26 protein-coding genes and 1 riboswitch are annotated in these 24806 nt (G+C 65.6%); of the genes, 5 read left to right on the top strand and 21 right to left on the bottom strand.

What is annotated here, in order from left to right; all coding sequences use genetic code 11:
• Positions 1–4 precede the first annotated feature (4 nt).
• Positions 5–196, bottom strand: a riboswitch (yybP-ykoY riboswitch).
• Between the two features lie 35 nt (positions 197–231).
• The 12 genes from MJ601_RS09590 to MJ601_RS09535 form a co-directional block, all read right to left on the bottom strand.
• Positions 232–630: a hypothetical protein gene (locus MJ601_RS09590; RefSeq protein ID WP_491572900.1), complete on the bottom strand. Its 399-nt coding sequence runs from the start codon at positions 628–630 to the stop codon at positions 232–234.
• Between the two features lie 91 nt (positions 631–721).
• Positions 722–1321, bottom strand: coding sequence for a hypothetical protein (locus MJ601_RS09585; protein ID WP_242125727.1), 600 nt, complete (start codon positions 1319–1321; stop codon positions 722–724).
• A gap of 38 nt (positions 1322–1359) precedes the next feature.
• Positions 1360–1851: a demethoxyubiquinone hydroxylase family protein gene (locus MJ601_RS09580; protein WP_245405739.1), complete on the bottom strand. Its 492-nt coding sequence runs from the start codon at positions 1849–1851 to the stop codon at positions 1360–1362.
• 56 nt (positions 1852–1907) lie between these two features.
• The gene (locus MJ601_RS09575) at positions 1908–2393 is read right to left on the bottom strand and encodes a disulfide bond formation protein B (RefSeq protein ID WP_242125723.1); all 486 of its coding nucleotides are present in this window, start codon (positions 2391–2393) and stop codon (positions 1908–1910) included.
• A 70-nt stretch (positions 2394–2463) separates the two neighbouring features.
• Positions 2464–3825: a S41 family peptidase gene (locus MJ601_RS09570; protein WP_242125721.1), complete on the bottom strand. Its 1362-nt coding sequence runs from the start codon at positions 3823–3825 to the stop codon at positions 2464–2466.
• A 226-nt stretch (positions 3826–4051) separates the two neighbouring features.
• Complete coding sequence (locus MJ601_RS09565) at positions 4052–5287, bottom strand: murein hydrolase activator EnvC family protein (RefSeq protein ID WP_242125719.1); 1236 nt, start codon at positions 5285–5287, stop codon at positions 4052–4054.
• A 301-nt stretch (positions 5288–5588) separates the two neighbouring features.
• Complete coding sequence (locus MJ601_RS09560) at positions 5589–6011, bottom strand: 23S rRNA (pseudouridine(1915)-N(3))-methyltransferase RlmH (RefSeq protein ID WP_242125717.1); 423 nt, start codon at positions 6009–6011, stop codon at positions 5589–5591.
• A gap of 44 nt (positions 6012–6055) precedes the next feature.
• Positions 6056–6460 (bottom strand): ribosome silencing factor, encoded by a 405-nt coding sequence (gene rsfS, locus MJ601_RS09555; RefSeq protein WP_242125715.1) that lies wholly within the window; start codon positions 6458–6460, stop codon positions 6056–6058.
• 12 nt (positions 6461–6472) lie between these two features.
• On the bottom strand, positions 6473–7102 hold the full coding sequence (locus MJ601_RS09550; protein WP_242125712.1) for a nicotinate-nucleotide adenylyltransferase: 630 nt from the start codon (positions 7100–7102) through the stop codon (positions 6473–6475).
• A 143-nt stretch (positions 7103–7245) separates the two neighbouring features.
• Positions 7246–7935, bottom strand: coding sequence for a hypothetical protein (locus tag MJ601_RS09545; protein WP_242125710.1), 690 nt, complete (start codon positions 7933–7935; stop codon positions 7246–7248).
• A 241-nt stretch (positions 7936–8176) separates the two neighbouring features.
• The gene (locus MJ601_RS09540) at positions 8177–9610 is read right to left on the bottom strand and encodes a DNA recombination protein RmuC (protein ID WP_242125708.1); all 1434 of its coding nucleotides are present in this window, start codon (positions 9608–9610) and stop codon (positions 8177–8179) included.
• Positions 9611–9672: 62 nt separating this feature from the next.
• Entirely contained in the window at positions 9673–10662 is a 990-nt protein-coding gene (locus MJ601_RS09535; protein ID WP_242125706.1) for a GlxA family transcriptional regulator, read from the bottom strand.
• A 141-nt stretch (positions 10663–10803) separates the two neighbouring features.
• Between MJ601_RS09535 and MJ601_RS09530 the strand changes: the two genes are divergently transcribed.
• The 3 genes from MJ601_RS09530 to MJ601_RS09520 are packed head-to-tail and all read left to right on the top strand — an operon-like array spanning position 10804 to position 13017.
• A complete protein-coding gene (locus MJ601_RS09530) occupies positions 10804–11634 on the top strand; it encodes an alpha/beta fold hydrolase (protein ID WP_242125704.1) in 831 nt (276 codons plus the stop codon).
• Positions 11635–11689: 55 nt separating this feature from the next.
• The gene (locus MJ601_RS09525; RefSeq protein ID WP_242125701.1) at positions 11690–12484 is read left to right on the top strand and encodes an SDR family NAD(P)-dependent oxidoreductase; all 795 of its coding nucleotides are present in this window, start codon (positions 11690–11692) and stop codon (positions 12482–12484) included.
• Positions 12485–12495: 11 nt separating this feature from the next.
• Positions 12496–13017, top strand: a complete 522-nt coding sequence (locus MJ601_RS09520; protein ID WP_242125699.1) for a hypothetical protein — start codon at positions 12496–12498, stop codon at positions 13015–13017.
• Here the strand turns inward: MJ601_RS09520 and MJ601_RS09515 are convergent.
• Positions 12972–14147 carry an aminotransferase gene (locus tag MJ601_RS09515; protein ID WP_242125697.1) on the bottom strand — a complete coding sequence of 392 codons (1176 nt, stop codon included), beginning with the start codon at positions 14145–14147 and terminating at the stop codon, positions 12972–12974. The two genes, MJ601_RS09520 and MJ601_RS09515, sit on opposite strands and share 46 nt — an antisense overlap.
• 115 nt (positions 14148–14262) lie before the next feature.
• Between MJ601_RS09515 and MJ601_RS09510 the strand changes: the two genes are divergently transcribed.
• Positions 14263–14523, top strand: coding sequence for a DUF6356 family protein (locus tag MJ601_RS09510; RefSeq protein ID WP_242125695.1), 261 nt, complete (start codon positions 14263–14265; stop codon positions 14521–14523).
• Between the two features lie 65 nt (positions 14524–14588).
• On the opposite strand, the gene MJ601_RS09505 is transcribed toward MJ601_RS09510, so the two are convergent.
• Entirely contained in the window at positions 14589–15185 is a 597-nt protein-coding gene (locus MJ601_RS09505) for a TetR/AcrR family transcriptional regulator (RefSeq protein ID WP_242125693.1), read from the bottom strand.
• Positions 15186–15318: 133 nt separating this feature from the next.
• On the opposite strand from MJ601_RS09505, the gene MJ601_RS09500 reads away from it, so the two are divergent.
• A complete protein-coding gene (locus MJ601_RS09500; protein WP_242125691.1) occupies positions 15319–15717 on the top strand; it encodes a RidA family protein in 399 nt (132 codons plus the stop codon).
• Positions 15718–15757: 40 nt separating this feature from the next.
• Here the strand turns inward: MJ601_RS09500 and guaA are convergent, their stop codons facing one another.
• The 7 genes from guaA to MJ601_RS09465 form a co-directional block, all read right to left on the bottom strand.
• On the bottom strand, positions 15758–17317 hold the full coding sequence (guaA, locus tag MJ601_RS09495; RefSeq protein WP_242125689.1) for a glutamine-hydrolyzing GMP synthase: 1560 nt from the start codon (positions 17315–17317) through the stop codon (positions 15758–15760).
• Between the two features lie 46 nt (positions 17318–17363).
• The gene (locus MJ601_RS09490) at positions 17364–18635 is read right to left on the bottom strand and encodes a TCR/Tet family MFS transporter (protein WP_242125687.1); all 1272 of its coding nucleotides are present in this window, start codon (positions 18633–18635) and stop codon (positions 17364–17366) included.
• 28 nt (positions 18636–18663) lie between these two features.
• Positions 18664–19311: a YoaK family protein gene (locus MJ601_RS09485; RefSeq protein ID WP_242125685.1), complete on the bottom strand. Its 648-nt coding sequence runs from the start codon at positions 19309–19311 to the stop codon at positions 18664–18666.
• Between the two features lie 24 nt (positions 19312–19335).
• Positions 19336–21042: a flotillin family protein gene (locus MJ601_RS09480; RefSeq protein WP_242125683.1), complete on the bottom strand. Its 1707-nt coding sequence runs from the start codon at positions 21040–21042 to the stop codon at positions 19336–19338.
• A 237-nt stretch (positions 21043–21279) separates the two neighbouring features.
• Positions 21280–21879 (bottom strand): OB-fold-containig protein, encoded by a 600-nt coding sequence (locus MJ601_RS09475; RefSeq protein WP_242125681.1) that lies wholly within the window; start codon positions 21877–21879, stop codon positions 21280–21282.
• A gap of 91 nt (positions 21880–21970) precedes the next feature.
• A complete protein-coding gene (locus MJ601_RS09470) occupies positions 21971–22531 on the bottom strand; it encodes a hypothetical protein (protein ID WP_242125679.1) in 561 nt (186 codons plus the stop codon).
• A gap of 66 nt (positions 22532–22597) precedes the next feature.
• Positions 22598–24775 (bottom strand): prolyl oligopeptidase family serine peptidase, encoded by a 2178-nt coding sequence (locus MJ601_RS09465; RefSeq protein WP_242125677.1) that lies wholly within the window; start codon positions 24773–24775, stop codon positions 22598–22600.
• Between the last annotated feature and the right edge of the window lie 31 nt (positions 24776–24806).

Raw genomic sequence — 24806 nt, 5'->3', positions numbered from 1 at the left:
TGTCCTGGGCCGGGCGAAAACAAGACACAATGCCACCGCCTTCCCCCGCCCGGCCGGACGGAGAAGGTGATGCCATTGGTCTCGCCCGATGGAGGAAATCCCTCCATCCCGTCCGCCATGGCCTCTCGGCCAAATATGTTGACGAACGGCCCGTCCCTCAAGCGGAACGGCTGGCTACTCCCCAGATGACGGGAAAGGCCTCTAGTTCAAATCGGTCCTGAGGGCAAGCCTTCAGGGCTCGCCCTTCGATGCCTGCATCCTGCGTTCGGCGAACCATTGTTCCAGCGCCTTGGCGGTGCAGCCGGTGAAGCCGTTGCTGCCGATCGCCGAACAGCTGTTGGGCAGGATCTGCCGCTGCACCTGTTCCATGGTCGCGACCTGGCTGCCCCAGCCGGGGCCGCCCACCGGCTCCGGCTTTTCGCGCAGCCTTTTCGGGATGCGATAGCGTTCGGATTCCGGCCGGTGCGCGCAGACGACGATTTCGTCGCCCTCGCCCTTGGGGCAGGGATCGTCGCCATAGACGACCAGATTGGTGATGCGCTGGGGCGGTTCGGCCCGGGCGCCGGGTATCAGGCCCGGCGAAGAAAGCAGGAGGGCCGTCATCAGGAGGCGGGAAGAGCGGGTACGCATCGGTCAGAAATTCCTCGTTGGTCCCCTTCCACCGTCCGGATTGCCCGGTTCGGTCAGCCATGTGCCTGACGCCGTCAACCGGCAATATCCGTCAGTTTCCGGCGTCAGTTTTGGGCGTGGCGGCCGGCGCCGGAGCCGGTTGCTGAGCCGGTTGCCGAGCCGCCTGCGCCTTCTCCTCCGCCACGGCTTGTGCTTCGATCGCCTTGCTGTCGGCATCGATGGTGGAAAGGCGCCGGGCGCGTTCCGCCTCCACCAGATCCTTCCAGCTCGCGCTGTCCGCCGCCTGCCGCTCCGCCTTGGCGAGCCGGGCCAGTTGCGCGAAGCAGCCCGTCGCCCCGCCGCCGCCGACCGGCGAGCAGCTTTCCGTGCCGCTGCGGCCGACATATTCCATCGATCTCACCCGCTCGCCCCAGGCCTGATGGCTGGGCTGGTTCGGGTCGCCGCGCAGCGGCTCGGGAATGCGATAGCGTTCCTCCTCGCCCTTGCGCGCGCAGACCACGATGTCGCTGCCCTGGCTTTGCGGGCAGGGATCGTTGCCATAGACGATGACCAGATTGACCCGCTCGGAAGCGGGCTGCGCCGTTTGCGTGGAGGCCGGGTCCTGCGGTCGGGCGGGCCCCTGCTGCTGCTGCGCCAGCGCCGGGGAAATGCTGCCCAGCAGGAGCATGGCGGCGATCATCTTCTTCATCATGCTTCTCCTTCAAGCATCCCGCTTTTCCACACGAGGCTCTAAATCCGCTTCGACAGGGCGATGGCGGCGCGGCAACCCAGCCGGACCGCGCCCGACAGCAGCGGATAGGCCGGGGCCTGTTCCGCGCCATGAGCGAGCGCGGTGTCGCGATGCTCGACCTCCTCCGCCTGAAAATCCGCTATGGTGGCGGAGAGTTCCGGATCATCCCCCCCCAGTAGCCGCAACTGTTCGGAATAATGCAGGTCGATTTCCGTCTCGATCGCGGCGGTGCAGGCCATGGCGGCGCGCGGCCCGATCGCCGCCGTCACCGCGCCCAGGGCAAAGCCAGCGATGTTCCAGATCGGTTGCAGCGCCGTGGGACGCACGCCGCGGCGCGCGACCATCGCGTCGAAATGCTTGCGGTGCCGCTCCTCCTGTGCCGCCATGCCGGCGATGATGCGCGAATCGGGGTGGCGGTCGCCCATCACCGCCAGTTGCCCGGCATAGATGCGGGTCGCGCCAAATTCCCCCGCCTGATCGACGCGCAGCATCGACGCGCGCTGATTGTCCGTGACGCGACGTCCGGGCCGCGGGAAATCCTTTGCGCTCACGCCTTGCTTCCTTTTTTGAGCAGCAGCACCAAGATGAGGAGTGCGGCCGCCCCCGACAAGAGGCCGTTATAGCCCGCCATCGAAATGCCGAACAGCGTCCAGGGCGCAACGTCGCAGCGGGTGATCGGCGTTGCCATGATCTGATTGAGGATATCGGCCGAACTGCCGCCCGCCGGGCTGGTGGAACAGGCCGTCAGCCCCTGCCACCAGCCATATTCGACCCCAGCATGGAACAGGCCGATGGCCCCGCCGATGCCGATCGCCAGCCCGGCAAGCCCGGTGAACAAGGCGCTGACGCAGCTCTTGCCGCGTGTCGCATAGGCGATCAGCGCCAGCGGGATCGCCGCCATGTGCGCATAGCGCTGCCACCAGCACATTTCGCAAGGGTGCAGTCCGCCGATGAACTGGAAGGCATAGGCTCCGCCCAGCATGGCCAGGGGCACGAACAGCGCCAGCGCGCGGGCGAGGGGCAGGCTTTTCATATCGCTCGCTTAAACTGCGCAAAGGCTTTCGTCATGCTGAACTTGGGTTCGCATGACGAAAGCCAAGGGATCAGCGCGTCGCAGGCTTGCGGGCTGGCAGCGGCCTGGGATCGGCCTGCGCGACCGTGGCGCCGGGCTTCGCAGCGAGGCGGGAAATGGTCTTGAGCGCATAATCGAGCTGGAAGTCGTCGATCCCCTTCTTCTTCAGCTCTTCGGCGGTGGCGGTGAAGCGCGGATCCTCCTTCGTATCTTCCTCCAGCGCGGCATTGTCCGTCTTGATCTCGTTGATCAGGTGACGGCGCAGGTCGCTTTCGCGGAATTTCGGCCGGTTCTTGTAATCCGGGTCGGACAGCTGCGGCACCTTCACGTCCGGTTCGATCCCGCCTTCCTGTACGGAACGGCCCGACGGGGTGTAGTAACGCGCGGTCGTCAGCTTGAGCGCGGTCGTGTTGGACAACGGCAGCATGGTCTGCACGCTGCCCTTGCCGAAGCTGCGTTCGCCCATCACCAGCGCGCGATGCTGGTCCTGCAGGGCGCCCGCGACGATTTCCGAAGCGGAAGCGGACCCTGCATCCACCAGCACGATCACCGGCAGACCCTTCGCATCGTCGCCCGGCTTGGCATAATAGCGTTCGACATCGCCCTTGTTGCGGCCGCGCTGCGATACGATTTCGCCGCGTTCCAGGAAGGTGTCGCTGACCGACACGGCTTCGTCCAGCAGGCCGCCGGGGTTGGACCGCAGGTCGAGGATATAGCCGGTGGGCTTGTGGCCCAGCGACTTGTCGATGCTGCGGATCGCCTGCCGCACGTCGGCGCCGGTATTGGCCGAGAAGCTGACGATGTTGATCACGCCGACATCATTCTTCACTTCCCATTTGACGGGCTTCAACTGAATGATCTCGCGCGTCAGGGTCAGGTCGATCGGCTTGTCGCGGCCGGGGCGGACGATGGTCAGCTTGATCTGCGTGCCGGGCGCGCCGCGCATCTTGTCGACCGCCTCGTCCAGCGTGCCACCATAGATGAGCTGCCCGTCGAGATGGGTGATATAGTCGCCCGCCTTGATCCCGGCGCGCCAGGCCGGCGTGTCCTGTGTCGGGGCGATCACCTTGACCGCGCCGTCCTCCTGCGTGACGGAGAGGCCCAGGCCGCCATAGCTGCCTTCCGTCTGGGTCTTCAGATTCTGGAAATCGCGGGCGTCCAGGAAGCTGGAGTGCGGGTCGAGGCTGGCGAGCATGCCGTCGATCGCCCCCTTGATCAGCTTTTCATCGTCGACCTTCTCGACATAATCGCTGCGGACCTTCTGGAAGACGTCCATGAACTCGTCCAGCGCCTTGTAGCTGCTGGCGTCGCCGTCGGCGAGCGCCGCGGTGGTGGCGGGAATGAGCGCGAGCGCGCCGAGGGCGACCGCGCCCCGGAAGAAACTGGATTTCATCGCTGTCCTTGAGTCCTGCATCGATGGGTCAGTATAGGCGCAATTCCGGACAGACGCAAAAGCGTTGGCCAACGGGCGATCGCGACAGGATTCGGGTGACATAGGTGACACTGTGAGGGGAGCGGAAAAACGCGGTTTCGACGGTGGAAAGAGCCGCCATGGGGATAGCGCGGGACGGTTGCTGTAGGACAGCGGAAATTTGGGCGTATGCGACCGCGGGGTGCCGTCATCCCCGTCCGATGAGCGGCACGATGTCCACCGGCCGGCCGTTGCGGCGCAGTTCGACGGTGATGCTGGGGCGGCCGGGGCCTGCATTGCCGATCGGGTCGCCCTGCCGCAAGATGTCGCCCACCGTGGCGTTGAGGCGCAGCAGGCCGGTGATGAGGGTCGTCCAGCCGCCGCCATGGTCGATGATGACGATCTGCCCATAGCCGCGATAGGGCCCGGCGAAGACGATGCGGCCCCCCGTCGGCGCCACCGCCAGCGCTTCGGGGCGGGTGACGATGGTGAGGCCGCGCGAGCGGATGCCGCTTTCCGACACTTCGCCCATGCCGGTCACGAGCTGGCCGACGACCGGCAGGCGGTAGGGGGGCGGGGCGCTGGGGCCGGGCCGGCTTTGCGGGGCGGGCGCCAGCGCCTGGTCGGGACGGGCTGGACGCGGCAGCGGGCCGGGCAGCGCCGCCAGCCGCTCGCGCAGGTCGCCCGCCGCCTCCAGCCTGTCCATCAGGTCGACGATGTCGCGCGCCCGTTCGCCCAGGGCCAGGGCGCGGTCGCTTTCCAGGTCGGCATTGGCGCGGTAATCCTGCGCCGCCAGCCTTTTCCGCGCCTCCAGCGTCTGGAGCGCGGCCTGCCGCTGCTTCAGTTCCTGCTGGCTTTGCGCCAGCGAATCGGCCGCCTGCTCGGCCGTCGCGCGCAGGGCGCGGCTGCGGTCCAGTTCGGCCCGCAGGCCCGCCGTGCGTTCGCGGATGACCGGCAGCACCTGTCCCAGCACCGCGCGCATGTGGATGGCGTCGCTGATCGATCCGGGCTGGACCAGCGCCAGCGCCAGCGGCCGTTGCGCCATCATCTGCAAGGCGGCGGTCAGGCGGACGACGGGTTCCTGTTTCGCCGCGAGACGGGCGGCCTGTGCCTGCTGGAGCCGGGCGATGATGGCGATGCGGGCCTGCGCCGCCTGGATGTCGGCTTCGGCCTGCTGGATGCGGGCGGCCATGGCGGCGGCGCGGCGGCGGGCCTGATCGGCTTCGTCGCGGGCGAGCGCGGCCTGGCGTTCCAGCCGTTCGGAGCGGTCGCGCGCTTCCTCCGACTGGCGGCGGGCGGCCTTCAGCGCGGATTGTTCCTCGCTCAGGCTGGTGCCCGCGGTGCCGGGCAGGATGATCGACTGGCCATCGGCGGCGGGCAGGCGCGGCGCGGCGATGGTCGCCGCGCTGGCTGCGATTGCCGCGATCATGGCTGTGCGCTTCACCGATATGCCCCCTGTCGCCTGACTAGCCCCCTGTCGCTGACTAGAATGTGTGGGGATTCAGCCCAGGGCGGGCTGCAAATGACGGCTTTGTGCGCTTCCCGTGCTCACGACCTGCAGGTCGCTCCGCGCCGGTTCTCGAAATCCGCCATTTTAGCTGCGCTGGACTTCGGCTCGCCTCACCCTGAACTCTATCCCCACACATTGTTCGTCTTCGGTTTTCCGCATCTTTCCGAGCCAGCAGGGGATGCCGCCTGCTTCGAAAATGATCTAGCCGGAAATCTTCGGACCTGTCGAGACTTGCTCAACCCTCGCGATGATAGGGATGCCCCGAGAGGATGGAGCAGGCGCGCCACAATTGTTCGGCCAGCATCGCGCGGGCCATCATGTGCGGCCATGTCATCGCGCCGAAGGCGATCAGCAGGTCGGCATTGGCCCGTTCCGCATCGTCGAAGCCGTCGGCCGCACCGATCAGGAAACGGCATTCGCGCTTGCCGCCGTCGCGCCACCCTTCGATGCGCCTGGCGAAGTCGAGGGAGCCGATTTGCCTGCCTTTCTCATCCAGCATCACGGTGACGGTGCCGGGCGGGGCCGGGGGCAGCCTGCCGCCCCGGTCGGGCATTTCGGTGATCCGGAACGGCATGGTCAGCCGCTTGACATAGCGGTCGACAAGGTCCGCTTCGGGCGAGCGCCCGATCTTTCCGCGCGCGATGATGTGGAGGAGCATGGCGCTCCTCCTAACCGTTCAGGACAGGCTTGTCGAAGGCCGGTTCAGGCGGTGCCCGCCACCGGCGCGTCGACGAAGCCCCACATCCGTTCCAGATTGTAGAAGCTGCGCACTTCGGGGCGGAACAGGTGGACGATGACGTCGCCCGCGTCGATCAGCACCCAGTCGGCCACCGGCAGGCCCTCGACACGCGCGGAGCGGCCGGTCGCCTGTTTGATGCGCTCGGCCAGCTTCTGCGCCATGGATGCGACCTGGCGCGAGGAACGGCCGCTGGCGATCACCATATGGTCGGCGATGCTGCTTTTGCCTTCGAGGGGGATCGAGATGGTTTCCTGCGCCTGGTCATCGTCCAGCGATTTCAGGACAAGGTCATGCAGGGCGGCAACGCTGTCGGCACCGGGAACCATAAGGGTCTGGGCCGTGTCGTTGGCGGGGTTCGGTCTGGTCAAAAGTGCTCCATTCTAGACGATCATCCGGCGCGTGAGCGGATCGCGCACACGCGTTTCATTATATTCGCGATGCCAGAGGGGGTCTGCCTGCCGCAACAGGGTCGCCGATCTTGGATCAGGGCGAAAGCGCAAAAGCACGAGCGCCGGAAGTCTCCAATCCGTCCAGTCTGCACTCTGGCGCGCGGGCCGGACGAAGCGCCGCAGCCAGCTCATGGCCGGTGAGCCACGGGCAGCCCTATCATAGCCGGGGCGGGCGATGACGGCAATGGGCATTGTTCGGGCTATGCCGCGCCAGTCCCTCCACTGGCCGAATTGCGCCAGATTGTCCGCGCCCATCAGCCAGAGGAAGCGATGGCGGGGATAGCGCTGGCGGAGCGCCTTCAGCGTATCGACCGTGTAGCGGGTGCCGAGATGCTGCTCGATGGCGGTCGGGCGGATTCGCACCCGGCGCGCGACTTTCCGGGCGTGGGCGAGGCGGGCGGGCAGGCGCGCCATGCCGGCCCTGGGCTTCAACGGATTGCCGGGCGAGACCAGCCACCAGACTTCGTCGAGCTTCAGCGCATCCGCCGCGAACAGGGAAATGGCGCGATGCCCGTCATGCGCCGGGTTGAAGGAGCCGCCGAGAAGGCCGATGCGTTTCATGACTGGCGCTCATGCCAGTTGTGGCGATCTTGGGCAAATGAGGGCGGGTTGGTTATTGCTCTGACGGCGTGATGAATAGGGATTGGCCGGTTAAAGGCGCTCTCATGCAAAACATTTAACCGGGAACGCGTGAGTTATCCCTCCTAACCGGACGGAGGTTCGCTGCTAAATTCAGAACCTTCGATAAGGGATGGAAGAGTTCCCACTTTCTCCAGTGGACCATCATCTAGCCGTTTTCCGAAGAAATGGGAAAGCCAAGGGATATCTGAAAATATTCTGCGTGTCGGTATCTCATCAGAAGCAGAAAGAAAGTAACGTAACTTGTAATCTTTGTTCAAGTAATTCACTGTTTTCGGATTGCTGATGTCGTTGAAACGGATGGTAGTAGGAACGGTTGGCCCAAAAAATTCCAAAGTCCTTTTGACATTTTTGAAACGATTTATATATTCTATTGAATCCGAGCAGTCGGTACTGTTTTTCATGCGCGCGACGATGTAGTTAGCCACGGCGTCACCTGTACATCCGTTGCCATATGTCACGCCTTCATCAGGCTCGACTCGGTTTAGCAACGTAAACGCTTTGCCCAACCTCCCCATGTCTACAACAACGGCTTCACCATGCGTCCTCGCGCGATAGGGTGCGCCCGCCATTGGGCCATAGTTCTCGCTGATAAAGATCTGCCTAACTGCTGATCCAGAAAACTTCACACCATCGATGACTATCTCTGTCGTCATCTTATATGTAAATCGCTTTGCTCCGAATGAGAAACTCGTCAGAAATACCACAAGTGCTAGGGCCGTTACCGAATAGAAAGCTTTAGGTTGAGCGCCCATGACTACCCCTACAATCAATCGCGACTAGCATGGCTCTGTTGCGCTATTCGACGCGAAACTCAATGTCGTAATCGGGATTTTTGGAGAGCTAACGTCTTCAGATAGTTCTTTCAGGATATTCCATCTCGCAATTCCGGACCGAATTCGGAGTTCCATGTCCATTTGGTCGGACAATGCAGTAGAAAAGCGGGATCCCGGATCAAGTCCGGGATGACGAAGATCGCGACGGCTGGAATCCAACCTATTCGGCCGCGTCGGGCAATGTTTCGGGCAGGGCGCGCAGGGCTTCGGGGGAGGCGGGTTCGCGGACCAGCGCTTCCACCGGTTCCAGTTGCTCCAGTTCCTTGCCGCCGGTTTCGATGTTGAGGTCGCGCAGCTTGCGGCCCGTCACCAGCACGCGGCCCTCGAAGCTGCCCACGAAGGCGTTGTAATCCCCTACGGCGCCGTTGAGGCGGTTGCCCAGCTTCTTGAGCGAACCCGCCGCCGCCGCCAGCCGTTCGTAAAGCTCCTTGCCCAGCATGCCGATTCGCTTGGCTTCGTCCGCCATCTTCTCCTGCCGCCACACGGCCGCGACGGTGCGGGCGATGGCGATGAGGTTGGTCGGCGTCGCCAGCAGCACCCGCTTGCCGAAGGCATGGTCCCAAAGCTGCGGATCATGTTCCAGCGCGGCGGAAAGGAAATGCTCGCCCGGCACGAACATGATCACATAGTCGGGCGCCTCGTCGAACTGGTCGGCATAGCTTTTGCGGCCCAGCGTCTCGACATGGGCGCGCATGGCGGCGGCGTGGGCGTTGAGAAACCGCTTCCTCTCCTCGTCGCCATCCGCGCCATAGGCATCCTGATAGGCGTTCAGCGACACTTTGGCGTCGATCACCAGCGCCCGCCCGCCCGGAACGCGCAGGATCGCGTCGGGGCGCAGGCGGCCATCCTCGCCCGCCACGCTGACCTCGGTCTCGAAATCGACATGTTCGGAAAGACCGCAGGTTTCGAGCACGTTGCGCAACTGCTGCTCGCCCCAGCGGCCGCGCGCCTTGGGGGCGTGGCGAAGCGAATCGACCAGCCGCTGGGCCTCGGCGCGCACCGCTTCCTGCCCCGACTTCATCGATTCGATCTCGCCGCGCAAAATGCCATAGGCTTCGGTGCGCTGCTGTTCGATCTGGGTGATCTTCTGGTCGTAGCGCTGGATCGTCTCGTTGACCGGGTGGAGCAATTGCCTGAGCTGCGCCTCGCTCTTTTCATGCGCCTGCGTCATGCGCTGGTCGGCGCGTTCGAGGAAATGGCTCTGCGCCTGATGCAGCAGCTTGCCGCCGATTTCGCTGAACTGGGCGGAAAGCTGCTCCTTGGCGTCCTTGAGCGCGGCGATCTGCGCTTCGAAGGCCTCGGCCCGCGCCTGCGTGTCGGAGCGCAGGGCGGCGAGATCGCGCGCCGCCAGTTCGCGCGCGGCCCGCTCCGCATCGAGCTTTTGCGCGAGGTCCGCCGCCTGCGCGGCGCGATCCTGCGCCACCACCAATTCCTGCAAGGCGGCATTGCGCTGGGCGCTGGCGGTCTCCAGCCGGGAGGCAAGCTCGGCCTTTTCGGCGGTCAGCGGCGCCACGGCCCGGCCGCCCAACCACCAGCCCAGCCCAAGCCCGGCGACCAGCGCGACGATGACGAGAATGACGGCCAGGCTGTCCATGAAAACCCCTTTATGGAACGAAAGGTGAACCTAACGGCCTGGCTTCGTCGCCGCAAGCCTTCTCATGCCGCCTGCGCGCTGGGCGCGGCGAAGCGCTGGCGGTAATCGCCGGGCGACAGGCCGATCAGGCGGTGGAACAGCTTGCGGAAGGCGGCGGCATCCTCATAGCCGACGCTCCAGGCGATCTGGTCGACGGGGCGGCGCGTGAATTCGAGCAGTTCGCGGGCCCTGGCGACACGCAGATGTTGGACATATTCGATCGGCGTCATGGCGGTGGCGGCCTTGAACCGGCGCTGGAAGGTGCGCTCCTCCATGCCGATCCGCGCCGCCATGTCGCGCACGCTGATGGCCTTCGTCTCGTGGCCGGCGAGCCAATGCTGGGCCTTCAATATCGGCTCGTCGCCATGGGTCATGCGCGGAACGAAGCGGGCATAATGGCGCTGTTCGCGGCCCGCCGGATCGACCAGCAGGAATTTGCCGGTGTCGAGCATCACCGTCGGCCCCAGAAGCCGGTCCACCAGCCGTAGCCCCAGATCGGTCCACGCCATCAGCCCGCCCGCGGTGATGATGTCGCCATCGTCGATCACCATCCGGTCGCAGTCGAGCCGGACATCGGGGAAGCGCGCTCGAAAGGACTCGGCGAACAGCCAGTGCGTGGTCGCCGGGCGGCCGTTGAGCAGGCCGGTCGCCGCCAGCATGAAGGCGCCGCCGCAATTGGATGCCAGGGTCGCGCCCTGCGCATGGCGGTCAAGCAGCCAGCGGGCATAGGGCGCCGATTCCTCTATGCCGGGCGGGCCGGAGAGGCGGCCGGGGATCAGCCAGATTTCGGGTGTGCCCCGGTCGCCCAGCGCCTCATGGGTGTCGTGGGCGCGGGTGAAGCCGCCCCGATCATCGAGCTGCCAATGGCTGACGCGCAGGATCGGCCCGCCATGCTCGCGCGAAAAATGCCCGGCGATCGCCAGCAGGTCGGTCATGCCGTGGATCATCGCAAGCTGGCAGCCGGGATAGAGGATCAGTCCGACTTCCGCCTTTGGTGCGTCGCTGGTGGTCATGTGCATGCTTCCTCTGATGCGATGTCGGAATCGGCCCGTTTAATGTCGGTTCCGCCAATCCCGAGCATCACCCCGCTGCCGTAAAAACGCAAGCATCAGGGCGCGACGGACGCCCTTCCGCACCGAAGAAGGGATTTCACCATGAGCCATTTCATCAGCACGCAGGACGGCACCCGCATCTTCTACAAGGATTGGGGGCCGCGCGACGGGCAGCCGGTCATCTTCTCCCATGGCTGGCCGCTTTCCGCCGATGCCTGGGACGCGCAGATGGTGTTTTTCGCCGATCAGGGCTTTCGCACCATCGCCCATGACCGCCGCAGCCATGGCCGTTCGGACCAGGTGTGGGACAATAATAATATGGACCAATATGCCGACGATCTGGGCGATCTGATCGAAGCGCTCGACCTGCATGACGTCATCCTCGTCGGCCATTCGACCGGCGGCGGCGAAGTCACCCGCTATGTCGGGCGCCATGGCACGAAGCGGGTGGCGAAGCTCGCGCTGATCGGTGCCGTGCCGCCGCTGATGCTGAGGACCGAGGCCAATCCCGGCGGCCTGCCCATCACCGTGTTCGACGGCATCCGCAAGGGCACGTTCGACAATCGCAGCCAGTTCTTCAAGGATCTGACCATTCCCTTCTACGGCTATAATCGCGAGGGCGCGGTGATGTCCGAAGGTATCCGTGAGCTATTCTGGCGGCAGGGGATGATGGGCGGCCTCAAGGGGCAGCTCGACAGCATCCGCGCCTTTTCGGAAAGCGATTTCACCGCGGACCTGAAGAAGGTGGATGTGCCGACGCTCGTCCTGCATGGCGACGACGACCAGATCGTGCCGATCGGCGCATCGGCCCTCTCCACCATCAAGATCGTGTCGCACGCCCTGCTGAAAGTGTATGAAGGGGCGGATCATGGACTGACGCAGACGCATCAGGATCGGTTCAATGCCGACCTGCTGGACTTCATCAACAGCTGAGACGCGAAGGGGTGCCCCTTCGCACCCCGGATGCTCTTTTTTAAAGGAGATACCCATGACCCAGCAGACTTTCCTCATCACCGGCGCATCGGACGGGATCGGCGCGGTCTATGCCGACCGGATCGCCCGGCGCGGCGCCAATCTGATCCTGGTGGCGCGGCGCGCGGACAGGCTGGCCGATCTTGCGAACCGGCTGCGCGCGGAAACCGGCGTGCATGTCGAGGTGCTGGCCGCCGATCTGGCGCAGCCCGGCGATCTGGCCCGGATCGAAACCCGGTTGCGGGACGATGGCAGCATCACCGGCCTGATCAACAATGCGGGCATTGCGGGGGAGCAGAGCTTCGTCGAGACCGACCCCGCCTATCTCACCGGCATGATCGACCTGAATGTGCTGGCGGTGACGCGGCTGAGTTCCGCCATCGCGCCGCGCCTGGCCGAAAAGGGCGCGGGGGCGATCATCAACATCACCTCCGTCACGGCGCTGATGCCGGAAGCCTTCACCGCCGTCTATCCGGCGACCAAGGCCTTCGTACTGGCCTTTACCGAGGCGTTGCAGGCGCAGTTGGGCCCGCGCGGGGTGCATGTGCAGGCCGTGCTGCCCGGCATCACCCGCACCCCGATCTGGGACGAGGAACAGCTCGCCAAAATCCCCGCGTCGATGGTGATGGAGGTGGGCGATATGGTCGATGCGGCGCTCGCCGGGTTCGACATGGGCGAGCCGATCACCATTCCGGCCCTGCCCGACAATGCGCAGCTCGACGCCTATCTGGCCGCCCGCGCGGCGTTGCGGCCCAATCTGTCACTGGCCCATGCGGCGGCCCGCTATGGGCTTGCCCAGGCCGCCGAATGAGGAGAGGTGCCATGATCCTTGCCATCCTGACGCTCACGCAATTCACTGTCCTGCATGTCGGCATCAGCCTGATCGCCATCGTCAGCGGGCTGATCGCCCTGCCTGCCATGGCGCGGGGCTGGTGGGTGCCGCGCACACAGGCGGTGTTCCTGGTGACGACCCTGCTCACCAGCCTGACCGGCTTCCTCTTCCCCTTCCACGGCTTCACCCCGGCGATCGGGGTGGGGGTGATCTCGACGATCGATCTGCTGGCCGCCTTTGCCATGCTGCCCCTGCTCGATCGCGCACGCTGGGCCAGGGCGGTCTATGCCGTCAGTGCCACCGTGGCGCTGTGGCTCAACCTGTTCGTGCTGGTGGTGCAGGCCTTCCAGAAGGTGCCGCCGCTCCATGCCCTGGCCCCGGCCGGCACGGAGCCGCCCTTCCTGGTGGCGCAGGCGCTGCTGCTGATCGGGATGCTGGTGCTGGGCGCGGCCTTGCTGCGGCGCGGTCAGGCCAGCGACGCACGGAAAGCAGCTAGTCGCGCCACCGCCTGATCCAGAACCTCGTCCGCCTTGGAAAAGCAGAGGCGGACGAGGTGGGTGACCGGTTCTTCCGGGTAAAAGGCGGAGATCGGGATCGCCGCCACGCCCGCCGCATCGACGATCCGCTCGCAGAAGCTGACATCGTCCATGGCGATGCCGGAAGCGGGCAGGTCGATCGTCACGAACCAGGTCGCGGCGCTGGCGTTCACCACATAGCCCGCCCCGCGCAACCCCGCCGTCAGCCGGTCGCGGGAGGCCTGATAGGCGGCGCGCATCCCGGCGAACCAGTCCTCCGGCTTGGCGAGGCCTTCGGCGACGGCCCATTGCAGATTGGGCGGGGTGGTGAAGGTGATGAACTGGTGCGCGCGGGCGAGCAGGGCGGCGATGGGCGGCGCGGCGCACATCCAGCCGACCTTCCAGCCGGTGACAGAGAAGATCTTGCCTGCAGAGCCGATCTTCACCGTGCGGTCCCGCATGCCGGGCAAGCCGATCAGCGGCCGGTGGGTGATGCCGTCGAAGACGACATGCTCCCAAACCTCGTCGCAGATGGCGATCAGGTCATGGCGCAGGCAATGGTCGGCCAGCAGCGCCAGTTCCTCCTCGCGCAGGGCGATGCCGGTGGGGTTCACCGGATTGTTCATCAGGAGGAAGCGGGTCTTTTCGCCGGTGGCCGCCTCCAGCGCCTCCCGGCCGATGCGCCAGTCGGGCGGGGTGAGGCGCAGTACCCGCGCCACGCCGCCCGCGCGCTCGATCAGCGGCAGATAGGCATCGTAGAGCGGCGCCAGCACCAGCACCTCGTCGCCGGGCCGGATCAGCGCGAGCAGGCTGGCGGCGATCGCTTCGGTCGCGCCGGAGGTGACGATGACCTCCTGCGCGCCGAGGTCGAGGCCCTGGTGGCGGGCATAATGGGCCGCGACCGCTTCGCGCAGTTCGACGAGGCCCGCCATGGGGGGATATTGGCTGGACCGCGTGAGCAGCGCATCGGCGGCGGCGCGCAGCACATCCTCCGGGCCGTGGCCGTCGGGAAAGCCCTGGCCCAGGTTGATCGCCCCGGTCGCGCGGGCGCGGGCGGACATTTTTTCGAAAATGGTGGTGGGCATATCCCGGTAGACGGGATGGCCAAGAAGCGGGGCGCTGGTCATGGGGAAGATGTGCCGGGATTCGGCCGGACGGGTCAAGTTGCGTGCGATCGGCCCTGCCATGCCGCCCGCGGATGATCTATCATGCCTGCTTTCCCAATAGCCCGAGCGAGAAGCGATGATCGACCGCCTGTTCCTGAACCATCCCAGAGACGTCAATGAAAGCTATGGCGAGCATTTCCAGGTGGCGACGCGCTTCGGCTTTCTGATGGTGGCGGCCGGGCTGGCCGCGATCATCCATGGGCTGGTGCCGGCCTTTTTCACCCGGACCGGCAGCAGGATCGTCAAGCGCCTCTATGGCGAAATGTGCCAGCGCCAGCCCGACCTGCCGGAACCGGCCTTTCTCAGTCCGCAATGGCGGCCGGAATATGAGATCTGAGGCTTTGCCCCGGATGGGCGTTTCCTGAAACGCCCGCGGCTCTCGCCGCGGATGTCTTGCCGGGATCAGGTTGGCCTCGCGAGCAGACCGGCGGTCATGTGCCGGAACGCCTCGACCGCTTTGGGAAATATGTCTTCGGGATCTTCGGCGGCCGCGACCCAGAGCGCGGCGTTGAGCGCTGCGCCATTGACGAGCCGGGCTGCCGCCTCCGCGTCCACGGGCTTCAGAATTCCCTGCTCATGTAGCCGCTCCACCGTCTCCTTCGTCGCCTGCAGGCAGGCATTCTGGCTGGGCCATTGTGACGGATCGCCGAGCACCGCCGGTCCATCGAGCAGAACGATGCGCTGGACTTCGGGATTGAGCGCCATCTCGATATAGGCCGTCCCTTCGGCGAGCAGGCCGTCCCAGTCGTTTCCGGCCTGGGTGCCTGTTTCCCGCGCCCGCGCAGCCATTTCGGCATCGATCTGGTGAACGACGGCTGCCAGAAGGCCCCGCTTGTCCCCGAAATTATGGTAGAGTGCCCCTCGCGTCAGCCCCACCTCGCCAGTCAGTTCATCCATCGAGGCAGCGGAGTAGCCCTTTTCCGCAAAGGCCTTCCGCGCCGCGGCGATGAGCTTTGCCCGGTTTTCCTCCATCGTCTCGATGCGTCGCTTCGCCATCATTCAATGCTCCGATGTGTGCGTGACCATATATAGGAATTGACATACGAAGCGTATATCAATAGTTCACATACATATCGTATGTGAAAAGGTGCGGCCCTGTCCGTGCCATCAGTCATGAAAAGGATATGACGAAATGACACAACGCGAGGCGATTTTCCCTGCCGGAAAGCATGAAATCTACGAGGCCTATGGCTATTCGGCCGCGATCCGCGCGGGTGAGCTTCTTTTTATCTCCGGGCAGGTCGGCAGCCGGTCCGATGGAAGCCCCGAACCCGATTTCGGACGCCAGGTCGAACTGGCTTTCGACAATTTGCGGGCAACGCTGGAGGCAGCCGGCTGCTCGTTCGACGACATCGTCGATGTGACGACATTCCATACCGATCCGGAAAACCAGTTCGAAACCGTCATGGCCGTCAAGAACCGGATTTTCAGCGCTCCGCCCTATCCCAACTGGACGGCGGTCGGCGTCAACTGGCTTGCTGGCTTCGATTTCGAGATCAAGGTGATCGCCCGCATCCCCGCGCAGGTGTAGGAGGGACCAGGATTGATGGCATCGCCGCCGGTCGGGTCGATCATTCCCACTCGATCGTACCCGGCGGCTTCGACGTATAGTCGTAGACCACGCGGTTGATGCCCTTGACCTCATTGATGATGCGGGTCGCGACGCGGCTGAGGAAGGCGGCGTCGAAGGGATAGATGTCCGCCGTCATGCCGTCGGTCGAGGTCACGGCGCGCAGGGCGCAGACGCTGTCATAGGTGCGGTGGTCGCCCATCACGCCCACGGTGCGGACCGGGAGCAGCACCGCGAAGGCCTGCCAGATCGCATCGTACAGACCGGCGTTGCGGATTTCCTCCAGATAGATGGCGTCGGCCTTGCGGAGAATGTCGCAGCGCTCCTTGGCGACTTCGCCGGGGATGCGGATGGCGAGGCCGGGGCCGGGAAAGGGATGGCGGCCGACGAAAATCTCCGGCAGGCCGAGTTCGCGGCCCAGCACGCGGACCTCGTCCTTGAACAGTTCGCGCAAGGGCTCGACCAGCTTCATGTTCATGCGTTCCGGCAGGCCGCCGACATTATGGTGCGACTTGATCGTCACCGAGGGGCCGCCGGTGAAGCTGACGCTCTCGATCACGTCGGGATAGAGCGTGCCCTGGGCGAGGAAATCCGCGCCGCCGATCTTCTTCGCCTCTTCCTCGAACACGGCGATGAATTCGGCGCCGATGAACTTGCGCTTCTTTTCCGGGTCGGTGAGGCCAGCGAGGCCGCCCAGGAAGCGTTCCTCGGCATTCACATGGACCAGCTTGATGCCATAATGTTCGCGGAAAAGGCTGACGACCTGCTCCGCCTCGCCCAGCCGCATCAGGCCATGGTCGACGAACACGCAGGTCAGCTGGTCGCCGATCGCTTCGTGGATCAGCACGGCGGCCACGGCGCTGTCGACGCCGCCCGACAGGCCGCAAATCACCCGGCCTTCACCCACCTGTGCCCGGATGTCGGCAATCTTGGTCGCGCGGAATTCGGCCATGGTCCAGTCACCGGCAAGGCCGCAGACATGGCGGACGAAATTGGCGAGCAGCTTGGCGCCGTCCGGGGTGTGGACGACTTCGGGGTGGAATTGCGTCGCGTAGAAGCGCTTTTCCTCGTTCGCGGTGATGGCGTAGGGCGCGCCTTCGCTGACGGCGACGACCTCGAAACCGGGCGCGAGCTGCGTCACCTTGTCGCCATGGCTCATCCAGACCTGGTGGCGCTCACCCTCGGCCCAGAGGCCGTCGAACAGCGCGCAGCCCTTCTTCACTTCGATGAAGGCGCGGCCGAATTCGCCGCTCTCGCCGCCTTCGACATTGCCGCCCAGCTGCTGCATCATCGTCTGCTGGCCGTAGCAGATGCCCAGGATCGGAATGCCTGCCTCGAAGAAATGCTGCGGCGCGCGGGGGCTGTCCTCCCACATCACCGAGGAGGGGCCGCCCGAGAGGATGATGCCCTTGGGCTTCAGCCGTTCGAAGGCTTCGGCGGCGTTGTTGAAGGGGGCGATTTCGGAATAGACGCCCGCCTCGCGCACCCGGCGGGCGATGAGCTGCGTCACCTGGCTGCCGAAGTCCACGATAAGGATGGAATCCTGAAGGGGCAGCGTCATCGAATCGCCTTTGCTTGACCGGAGGGGGTTAGGGATTCGCGCCCGGTTAGTGCGCTTGGGCGCCCTTGTCCAGCGAAGCCGCGCCATCGCCCCGGCCTGCGCGCCAACCGAGCAGCGCAGCGCCCGCCAGAACGGCAGCCGCGATCAGGAAGGCGCTGCCGATGAAGGGCAGCGCCGGCCTGGCGCCCACCGACAGCGAATAGACCGTCCCGAAGAAAAGCGGCGAGAGAATGCCTGCGATCGAGCCTACGCTGTTGTTCGCGCCCTGCAACTGGCCCTGTTCGGACTCCGACACGCGCCGGGTCATCAGCGACTGGATGGTCGGCATGGCGAGGCCCCAGAGCGCATTGGGCAACATGGCCGCGACGAACAGCCAGCCAGTGGGCGCGAGGCCCATGGCGAGAATGCCGATCGCGCCGAAGCTGAGGCCGATCACCATGGTCGTCCGGTCGCCCAGCCGCTTCACCACCGGCCCGACCAGCAGCCCCTGCACGGCCATGTCCATGAGGCCCACCAGCGCCAGCAGCGTGCCCACCTGCCACGCGCCCCAGCCATAGCGGTCGCCCGCATAGAGCACGAACACGGCGGAGAAGAGATGGTGCGCGAAATAAAGCAGGAAGTTGACGATGGCGAGGCTCGACAGTTCCGGGTGCGAGCGGAGCAGCCGCAGGGCGCCGAAGGGGTTGGCCCGCTTCCAGGAAAAATCCATGCGCCTGTCGGGGGCAAGGGATTCCGGCAGCACGAACAGCCCGTAGAGGAAGGCGAGGCCCGACAGGCCCGCCGCCGTCCAGAAGGGCGCGCGCAGGGAAATCTCGCCCAATGCCCCGCCGAGCAGAGGCCCGGCGACGAAGCCGCCGCTGAAGGCCGCACCGATCAGTCCATAGCCGCGCGCCCGGCCCTCCGGCGGGGTGATGTCGGCCATATAGGCGAAAGTCGAGGTGAAGCTGGAGGAGGTCACGCCCGCCAGCATCCGGCCCACCGCCAGCCACCAGAGGTTGGGCGCCAGTGCCATCAGCACGAAGTCGAGGGTCAGCCCGGCGACCGAGATCAGGATCACCGGGCGCCGCCCGAACCGGTCGGACAGCGAACCGATCACCGGCGAACAGATGAACTGCATCGCCGCCCACAGCGCCACGAACAGCCCGTTCCACATGCCCGCCGCGGCGTTCGATCCGGCGAGCGTCTCGATCAGCCGGGGCAGGACCGGGATGATGATCCCCATCGACATGACGTCGAGCAGCGCGGTCACCAGGATGAAAGCGATCGCGCCAACGGGTCTGGCCGTGCGGCGATGGGGTGGTTGGGCGGACGGGGGCATGCCGTTCGGCCCTAGGCGCTGGCCATCTTCATGCCAAGTGCAACGGACGGAGGCGGATGCTCCACAGCAGCAGCAGCGCGGAAGAGGCCGTGGCGATCCAGAGCGCGTGCAGATCCATCAGGGTGAAGAGCCATCCGCCCGTCACCGCGCCTGCCACCAGTCCCAGCCAGAGCAGCAGATAGGGCAGCCAGTTCCACGCGGCGCCTCCAGTCAGCGCCACGGCCAGTTGCTGGCCCAGCTTCACCAGCGCGCCCGTCATGTAGGTGACGCCGATGCTGACCTCGCCGTCGCGCTGGAACACATTGTTCACCGCGCCCATCGCCGCCGCCATCAGCAGCGTCAGGCCATTGTCAGGTTCACCCGACAGGGTCAGCAGCGCGGCGCAGAGCAGCAGCAGCGTCGCCAGGGTGAGCACGGCCTGCTTGCGCCATGGCCCCGCGCGCTGCGCCACCAGGGCGCCCGCCACGACGCCGCCGACAAAGGCGCCGATCAGGCCTGCGGCGGTCCACGCCACCGCCGTTCCGGACGCGATGCCGACACCCAGCCGCGTCGAATTGCCGCTCATGAAGGAGACGAACAGCCCGCCCAGCTTGAGGAAACCGAGCGCATCGATAAACCCCGCCTGCGCCGCAAGGCCAATGGCCAGCATGTGGCGGGGAACATCGTAGCGGCGCATGGATGCGATCCTAATGACGATGCATCAGGATTGCGACAGTGCCTTTTCCTCAGCCGCGATCTTCTCGACGATGACCGGTGCGGCGGGCGCATCGACCGCGCCCTTGACCAGTGCGTCGAGACTCGACCCGTCCAGGCCCAGTTCCTTCATCAGTCCATCGATCACCGGCGCCTGCGCGCGATAGCGCAAGGCGGCGGAAACGGCGGCATTGGCGAGATTCTGCTCCCCGCCCGCGATCGCCGTCGCGCCGTCGCCGTTCGATCCGGTGATGCCGTCGACCTGCACGATCCTGATCGAATCGATCGCCTCCATCGGCCGGGCCGCCTCGCGCACCAGATCGGGCAGCACCTTGAGCAGCGCCATCTTGGTCTGGAGCGACATCTGGTCGGAGGACAGGAGATTGGCCGCCTCGTTGACGGCGCGTTGCCCCGCCGCCTCCACCTCGAAGCGCACCCTGTCGGCCTCGGCGCGCAGCTTGGCGGCTTCCGCCTCACCCTCGGCGGCCAGGCGCAGCGCTTCGGCGCGGTCGGCAGCCGCCTGCTTCTCCGCCTCCGCCTCGACCCGGACCTGGATGGCGGCACGCTCCGCCTCGCGCGCGGCGTCGATCAGTTCGATCCGCTTGGTCCGTTCGGCAATCTCGGTCTGGCGGGAGGTCTGGACCTGCTCCTCGGCCGCCACTGCCTTGGCGCGCGCTTCGTCTGCTTCCGCCTTGGCCTGGCTTTCCTCGCGGCTCTTGTTCTGCACCGCGATCTGCTGTTCCTGCCGCGCGAGTTCGAGTGCCTGTTCCTGCGCGATGCGGGCCTGCTGCACGGCGCGGTCGGCCTCGATCTGCTGGCTGTCGACCAGCTTCTTCGCCTCGATCCGGGCCTGATCGGCTTCTTGGCTACGCAGCGACTGTTCGCGGGCGACTTCGGCGACCTGGGCGGCCCGGCGCATCTCGATCTCGCGCTCCTGCTCCAGCCGGGCGAATTCGGTGTCGCGGGCGATCAGCAGCGACTGGCGCTCCGCCTCCAGATTCTTGGTCTCGATCTGGACGCGGGTTTCCTGTTCGATGTCGTTGCGCGATTTCTTGCGCAGTTCGATCTGCTCGGTCAGCTTGGTCAGACCCTCGGCATCGAAGGCGTTGTTGGCGTTGAAATGCTCGATCGAGGTCTGGTCGAGGCCGGTCAGCGACACGCTCTCCAGCTCAAGGCCATTCATGGCGAGGTCGACCGAGGAGACCTGCTGCACCTTCTGCACGAATTCGCTGCGCTGCTCATGGAGCTGGTTCATGGTCATCCCCGCCGCGACCGAGCGCAGCGCGTCGACGAACTTGCCCTCGACCAGTTCCTTCAGCGCCTCCGGATTCATCGTCCGCGCGCCCAGCGTCTGGGCGGCGGTCGCGATCGACTGGGCGTCGGGGCGGACGCGGACGTAGAATTCCGCCTTCACGTCGATGCGCAGGCGGTCGAGCGTGATGAGCGCATCGCTGTTCTTGCGCTCCACCGCAAGGCGCACCGTGTTCATGTTGACCGGCATCGTCTCGTGGAAGATCGGCAGCACCAGCGCGCCGCCGTTCATCACCACCTTTTCCCCGCCGAAACCGGTACGCACGAAGCCGATTTCCTTCGACGCCCGCCTGTAGAGCCGGGCCACCACGACGCCCAGCACGATCAGCAGGAGCAGGCCGGTCCCGGAGATGATCAGATAGGGCATGAGCGAAAAGCTCTGCTGCACGGCAGGCAGATTCATGACATTCTCCAGCTAAAGCATCGTGCGGAAAAGTGGGCACCGGTTTTCCGCCTGAAGCGATGCGACAACAAAGACTTGGAGCATCGTGCGGAAAAGTGGGCACCGGTTTTCCGCCTGAAGCGATGCGACAACAAAGACTTGGAGCATCGTGCGGAAAAGTGGGCACCGGTTTTCCGCCTGAAGCGATGCGACAATAAAGACTGAGAGCAGGTTGCGTCCAATTTCATGCAGCCTGCTCTAAAGGCGGGGCAGATAATGGTCGCCATGCGAGATGGCGCGAAAGACATGATCCTCGCGACGGACCAGCAGGACGGTTTCGCCTTCCTCCAGCGTCTGGCCGGCATTGTCCGGCTCGACCATGACATAATGGACCTGACCATAGCTATCCTCGGCGCGGGCGCGGGCGGGCGATCCGGTCCGGGCGATGCCGGTGACGATGCGGGCGAAGCTGCCGACCAGCGCGTCAAGCGGCAGGGCGCTGCTCTGGTCGCGGGGCAGGAGCGGTGCGAGCAGCCGCCCGGCAAGGCTGGTGGCGGGCAGGCTGGCGACGGCGGCGGCGGGCACGGCGATCAGCGGCGAGAGCAGGGTGCCGGTGAAATCCAGCGCCAGATGCTGTGCGATCAGCCCGATCATACCGAACAGCGCAAGGAAGATGGCCAGCAGCATGAGCAATGGCAGGCGGCCTAAGCCCAGCCAGCCGAGCAGGTCGGTGTCTGCATGCAGATCGAGATCCACATCGCCCGCGACGCCGATCGCCTGCACCGCGCCTATGAGCAGCATCAGCACGATGGCTGAGACGAAGACGATGTTCCCGGTCGCGAAAAGAAACGCGGCCACCCCTGACTCCCCTGATTCGCGTCAATGCTAATCTATTGACGTAAAACAGGAAAGGCCAAAGCGGGGCCGCCCAGGGTGAGTGGAAGGAGCACTAACGCGCGGCGCGGTCCCGCTGGAAGTAGACGTCGGCGATCCGGCCGTTCTGCACCGAGCAGGTGAAATGCCGCATGGTGCCGTCCTGCGCCCTCCAGCCGGAACGGACCTCGACATCGCCCTCCACGTCGAAGCCGTTTCGGGTTTCGCGCGGCTGCTGCATCTGGCGGACTTCGGCATAGCCGCCGTCATGTTCGGCCTCGTCGCGCGCGGCAAGGGCGCAGCTGGTGGTCAGTTCGTCCGCCTGTTGCTCGTCGGGCCGGTCCTGCGGCGCTGCGTCGGCGGCATCGTTGCTGCGGCCATAGCGTTCGCTGCGCGGATCGGAGGTGGCACGGCTTTGCTGGTCCTGCGCCACCACGTCAGAGAAATCATCGTCGGCGCGCGGCGGGGTGGCATGACGATCGGGCGTATCCTGCGCTTCGTCGGCGGGAGGCTGGGCCAGATCGTCCTGGTCCTGCGCCGTGCTCTGGCGCGGCTGATATTGCGCCTGCGCAGGGACACCGCCCGCCAGCAGCGCCACCGCCATCACCGTACCCGCCAACCACCGTGCCTTCGTCATTGCCCGATCCCTCAAATCCAACGGGCGACAGGGCTATGCCCGATCGGCTGTCGCGGGGCTGAACGGCTATTTCGGCTCGTCGCGAATCGGCAGGCCGGTATAATGGGCGGCAAAGGCGTAGCTGTCGGCATATTCGTCGATCAGCTTGTCGATCGGCTTGCCCGCTCCATGACCCGCCTTGCTGTCGATGCGGATGAGGCGCGGTTTGGGCCCCAGATCGGCCGCCTGGAGCGCCGCCGCATATTTGAAGCTGTGCGCGGGCACGACCCGGTCGTCCGTGTCGCCGGTCGTCACCAATATGGCCGGATAATCCTTCCCGCCCGTGATGTTGTGATAGGGCGAATAGCCGTAGAGCAGGTGGAAATCCTGCTCATTGGCGGGTGAGCCATAATCGTCGATCCAGTAGCGCCCGGCGGTGAAGCGGTCGAAGCGCAGCATGTCCATCACCCCCACCGCGGGCAGCGCCGCGGCGAACAGGTCGGGCCGCTGGTTCACCACCGCGCCGACGAGCAGGCCGCCATTGGAGCGCCCCTCGATCGCGAGGCCGTCCTTGCTGGTATAGCCATTGGCCTTGAGATATTCGGCTGCCGCGATGAAATCGTCGAACACATTCTGCTTGTTGGCGAGGCGGCCGGCGTCGTGCCATGCCTTGCCGAACTCGCCGCCGCCGCGCAGATTGGCGATGGCATAGACGCCGCCCTGTTCCAGCCAGGCCATGCGGGTGGCCGAATAGCCGGGCGTCAGCGCGATGTTGAAACCGCCATAGCCGTAGAGGATGGTCGGCGCGGGGGTTTTCGAGAGGGCCAGCGCCTTTTTGCGGATGACCGTCATCGGGATCATCGTGCCGTCCTTCGAGGGATAGCTGATCTGCTCGATGCCGTAATCATCCGGGTTGAACGGCAGTTCGGGCCGCGCGAACAGCTCGTAGCGCAGCGTCGCCGTATCGAAGCGATAGATGCTGGACGGGGTGGTGAAGCCGGAGAAGGAGAAGAAGGTCTCCGGATCGCCGTCGCGCCCGCTGAAACCCGCCGCGGTGCCCATGCCGGGCAGCGGCACGTCGCCGACCTTGCGGCCGTCCAGCTCGACCAGTTCGGCTACCGTTTGCGCGTCGTGGAGATAGGCGAGGATCAGGCGATCGCCGACCAGCGATCCGCCGGCCAGCGTGTCCTGACGCTCGGCGACGACCTGCTTGCCGGATCGGCTGGGGTGGCGGGCGTCGATGCTGACGACGCGCAGATGCGCGGCATATTGGTCGGTGATGAAATAGAGCGTCGGTCCCCGGCTGCCGATCAGGCGCCAGTCGTTGGTGATGCCCTTGACCAGCGGGCGAACCTTCAGCTTGCCGCCGGTCAGTTCCGCCACATGCAGTTCGCGGCGCGGGTCGGTGCCCTGGAAGCTGCTGATGACCAGCCAGCGCCCATCCTGCGTAACCTGCGCCACATGGCTGAGCTTGGGCTGGTCGGGCGTGGCATAGATGAGCTGGTCCTGCGCCTGCGGCGTGCCGAGGCGGTGATACCAGAGTTGCTGGCCGACCGCGGAGGACTGGAACGCGTCCTGCGGCGCGGCGAAGCGGGAGTAGAAGAAGCCCTGCCCCTGGCCGTCCCAGGCCAGCTGCGAGAATTTGACCCATTGAACCTGGTCGTCGAGCGGTCTGGCGGTGGCGACGTCCAGCACCTTGAGCGTGCGCCAGTCGCTTCCCGCCTCCTGCACCCCATAGAGGAGGAAGCGGCCATCGGGAGAAGGCGCCCATTCCGCCAGGGCGTCCGAACCGTCCTCGGCCCATTCATTGGGGTCGATCAGCAGCCGTTGCGGGCCGTTCAGGCCATCGCGCACATAGAGCGGCGTCTGGTTCTGGAGGCCCTTGTTATAGCCGTAGAAATAGCGCCCCCCGGCCTTGCGCGGGATGGTGTAGCGGCCATGGGCGAACAGCGCCTGCATCCGCGCCTTGAGCGTGTCGCGGCCCGGCAGGTCGTCGATGAAGCGGCGGGTGAGGCGGTTTTCGTCCGCCACCCAGGTCCGGACGGCGGGATCGGTGCGCAGGTCGTTTTCCAGCCAGCGATAGGGATCGGCGACCTTGACGCCGAAATGATCCTCCACCAGATCGAGCCGCCGGGCGGCGGGGTAGCGCAGCCCGCCTCCCCTGGCGCTGGCGACGATATTGGCGACGGCCGCGTCCGGTTCCGCGCGGGCGGGGAGGGCGGCCAGCAACAGCGACGCCAAAGCAAGGCAGCCAAAGGCGCGCATCCTCTCCCTCTTTCCACCCCACGAAACAAAC

The organism is Sphingobium trunci (assembly GCF_022664535.1).
GTDB lineage: Bacteria > Pseudomonadota > Alphaproteobacteria > Sphingomonadales > Sphingomonadaceae > Sphingobium.
This window is presented reverse-complemented; position numbering and strand designations above follow the sequence as displayed.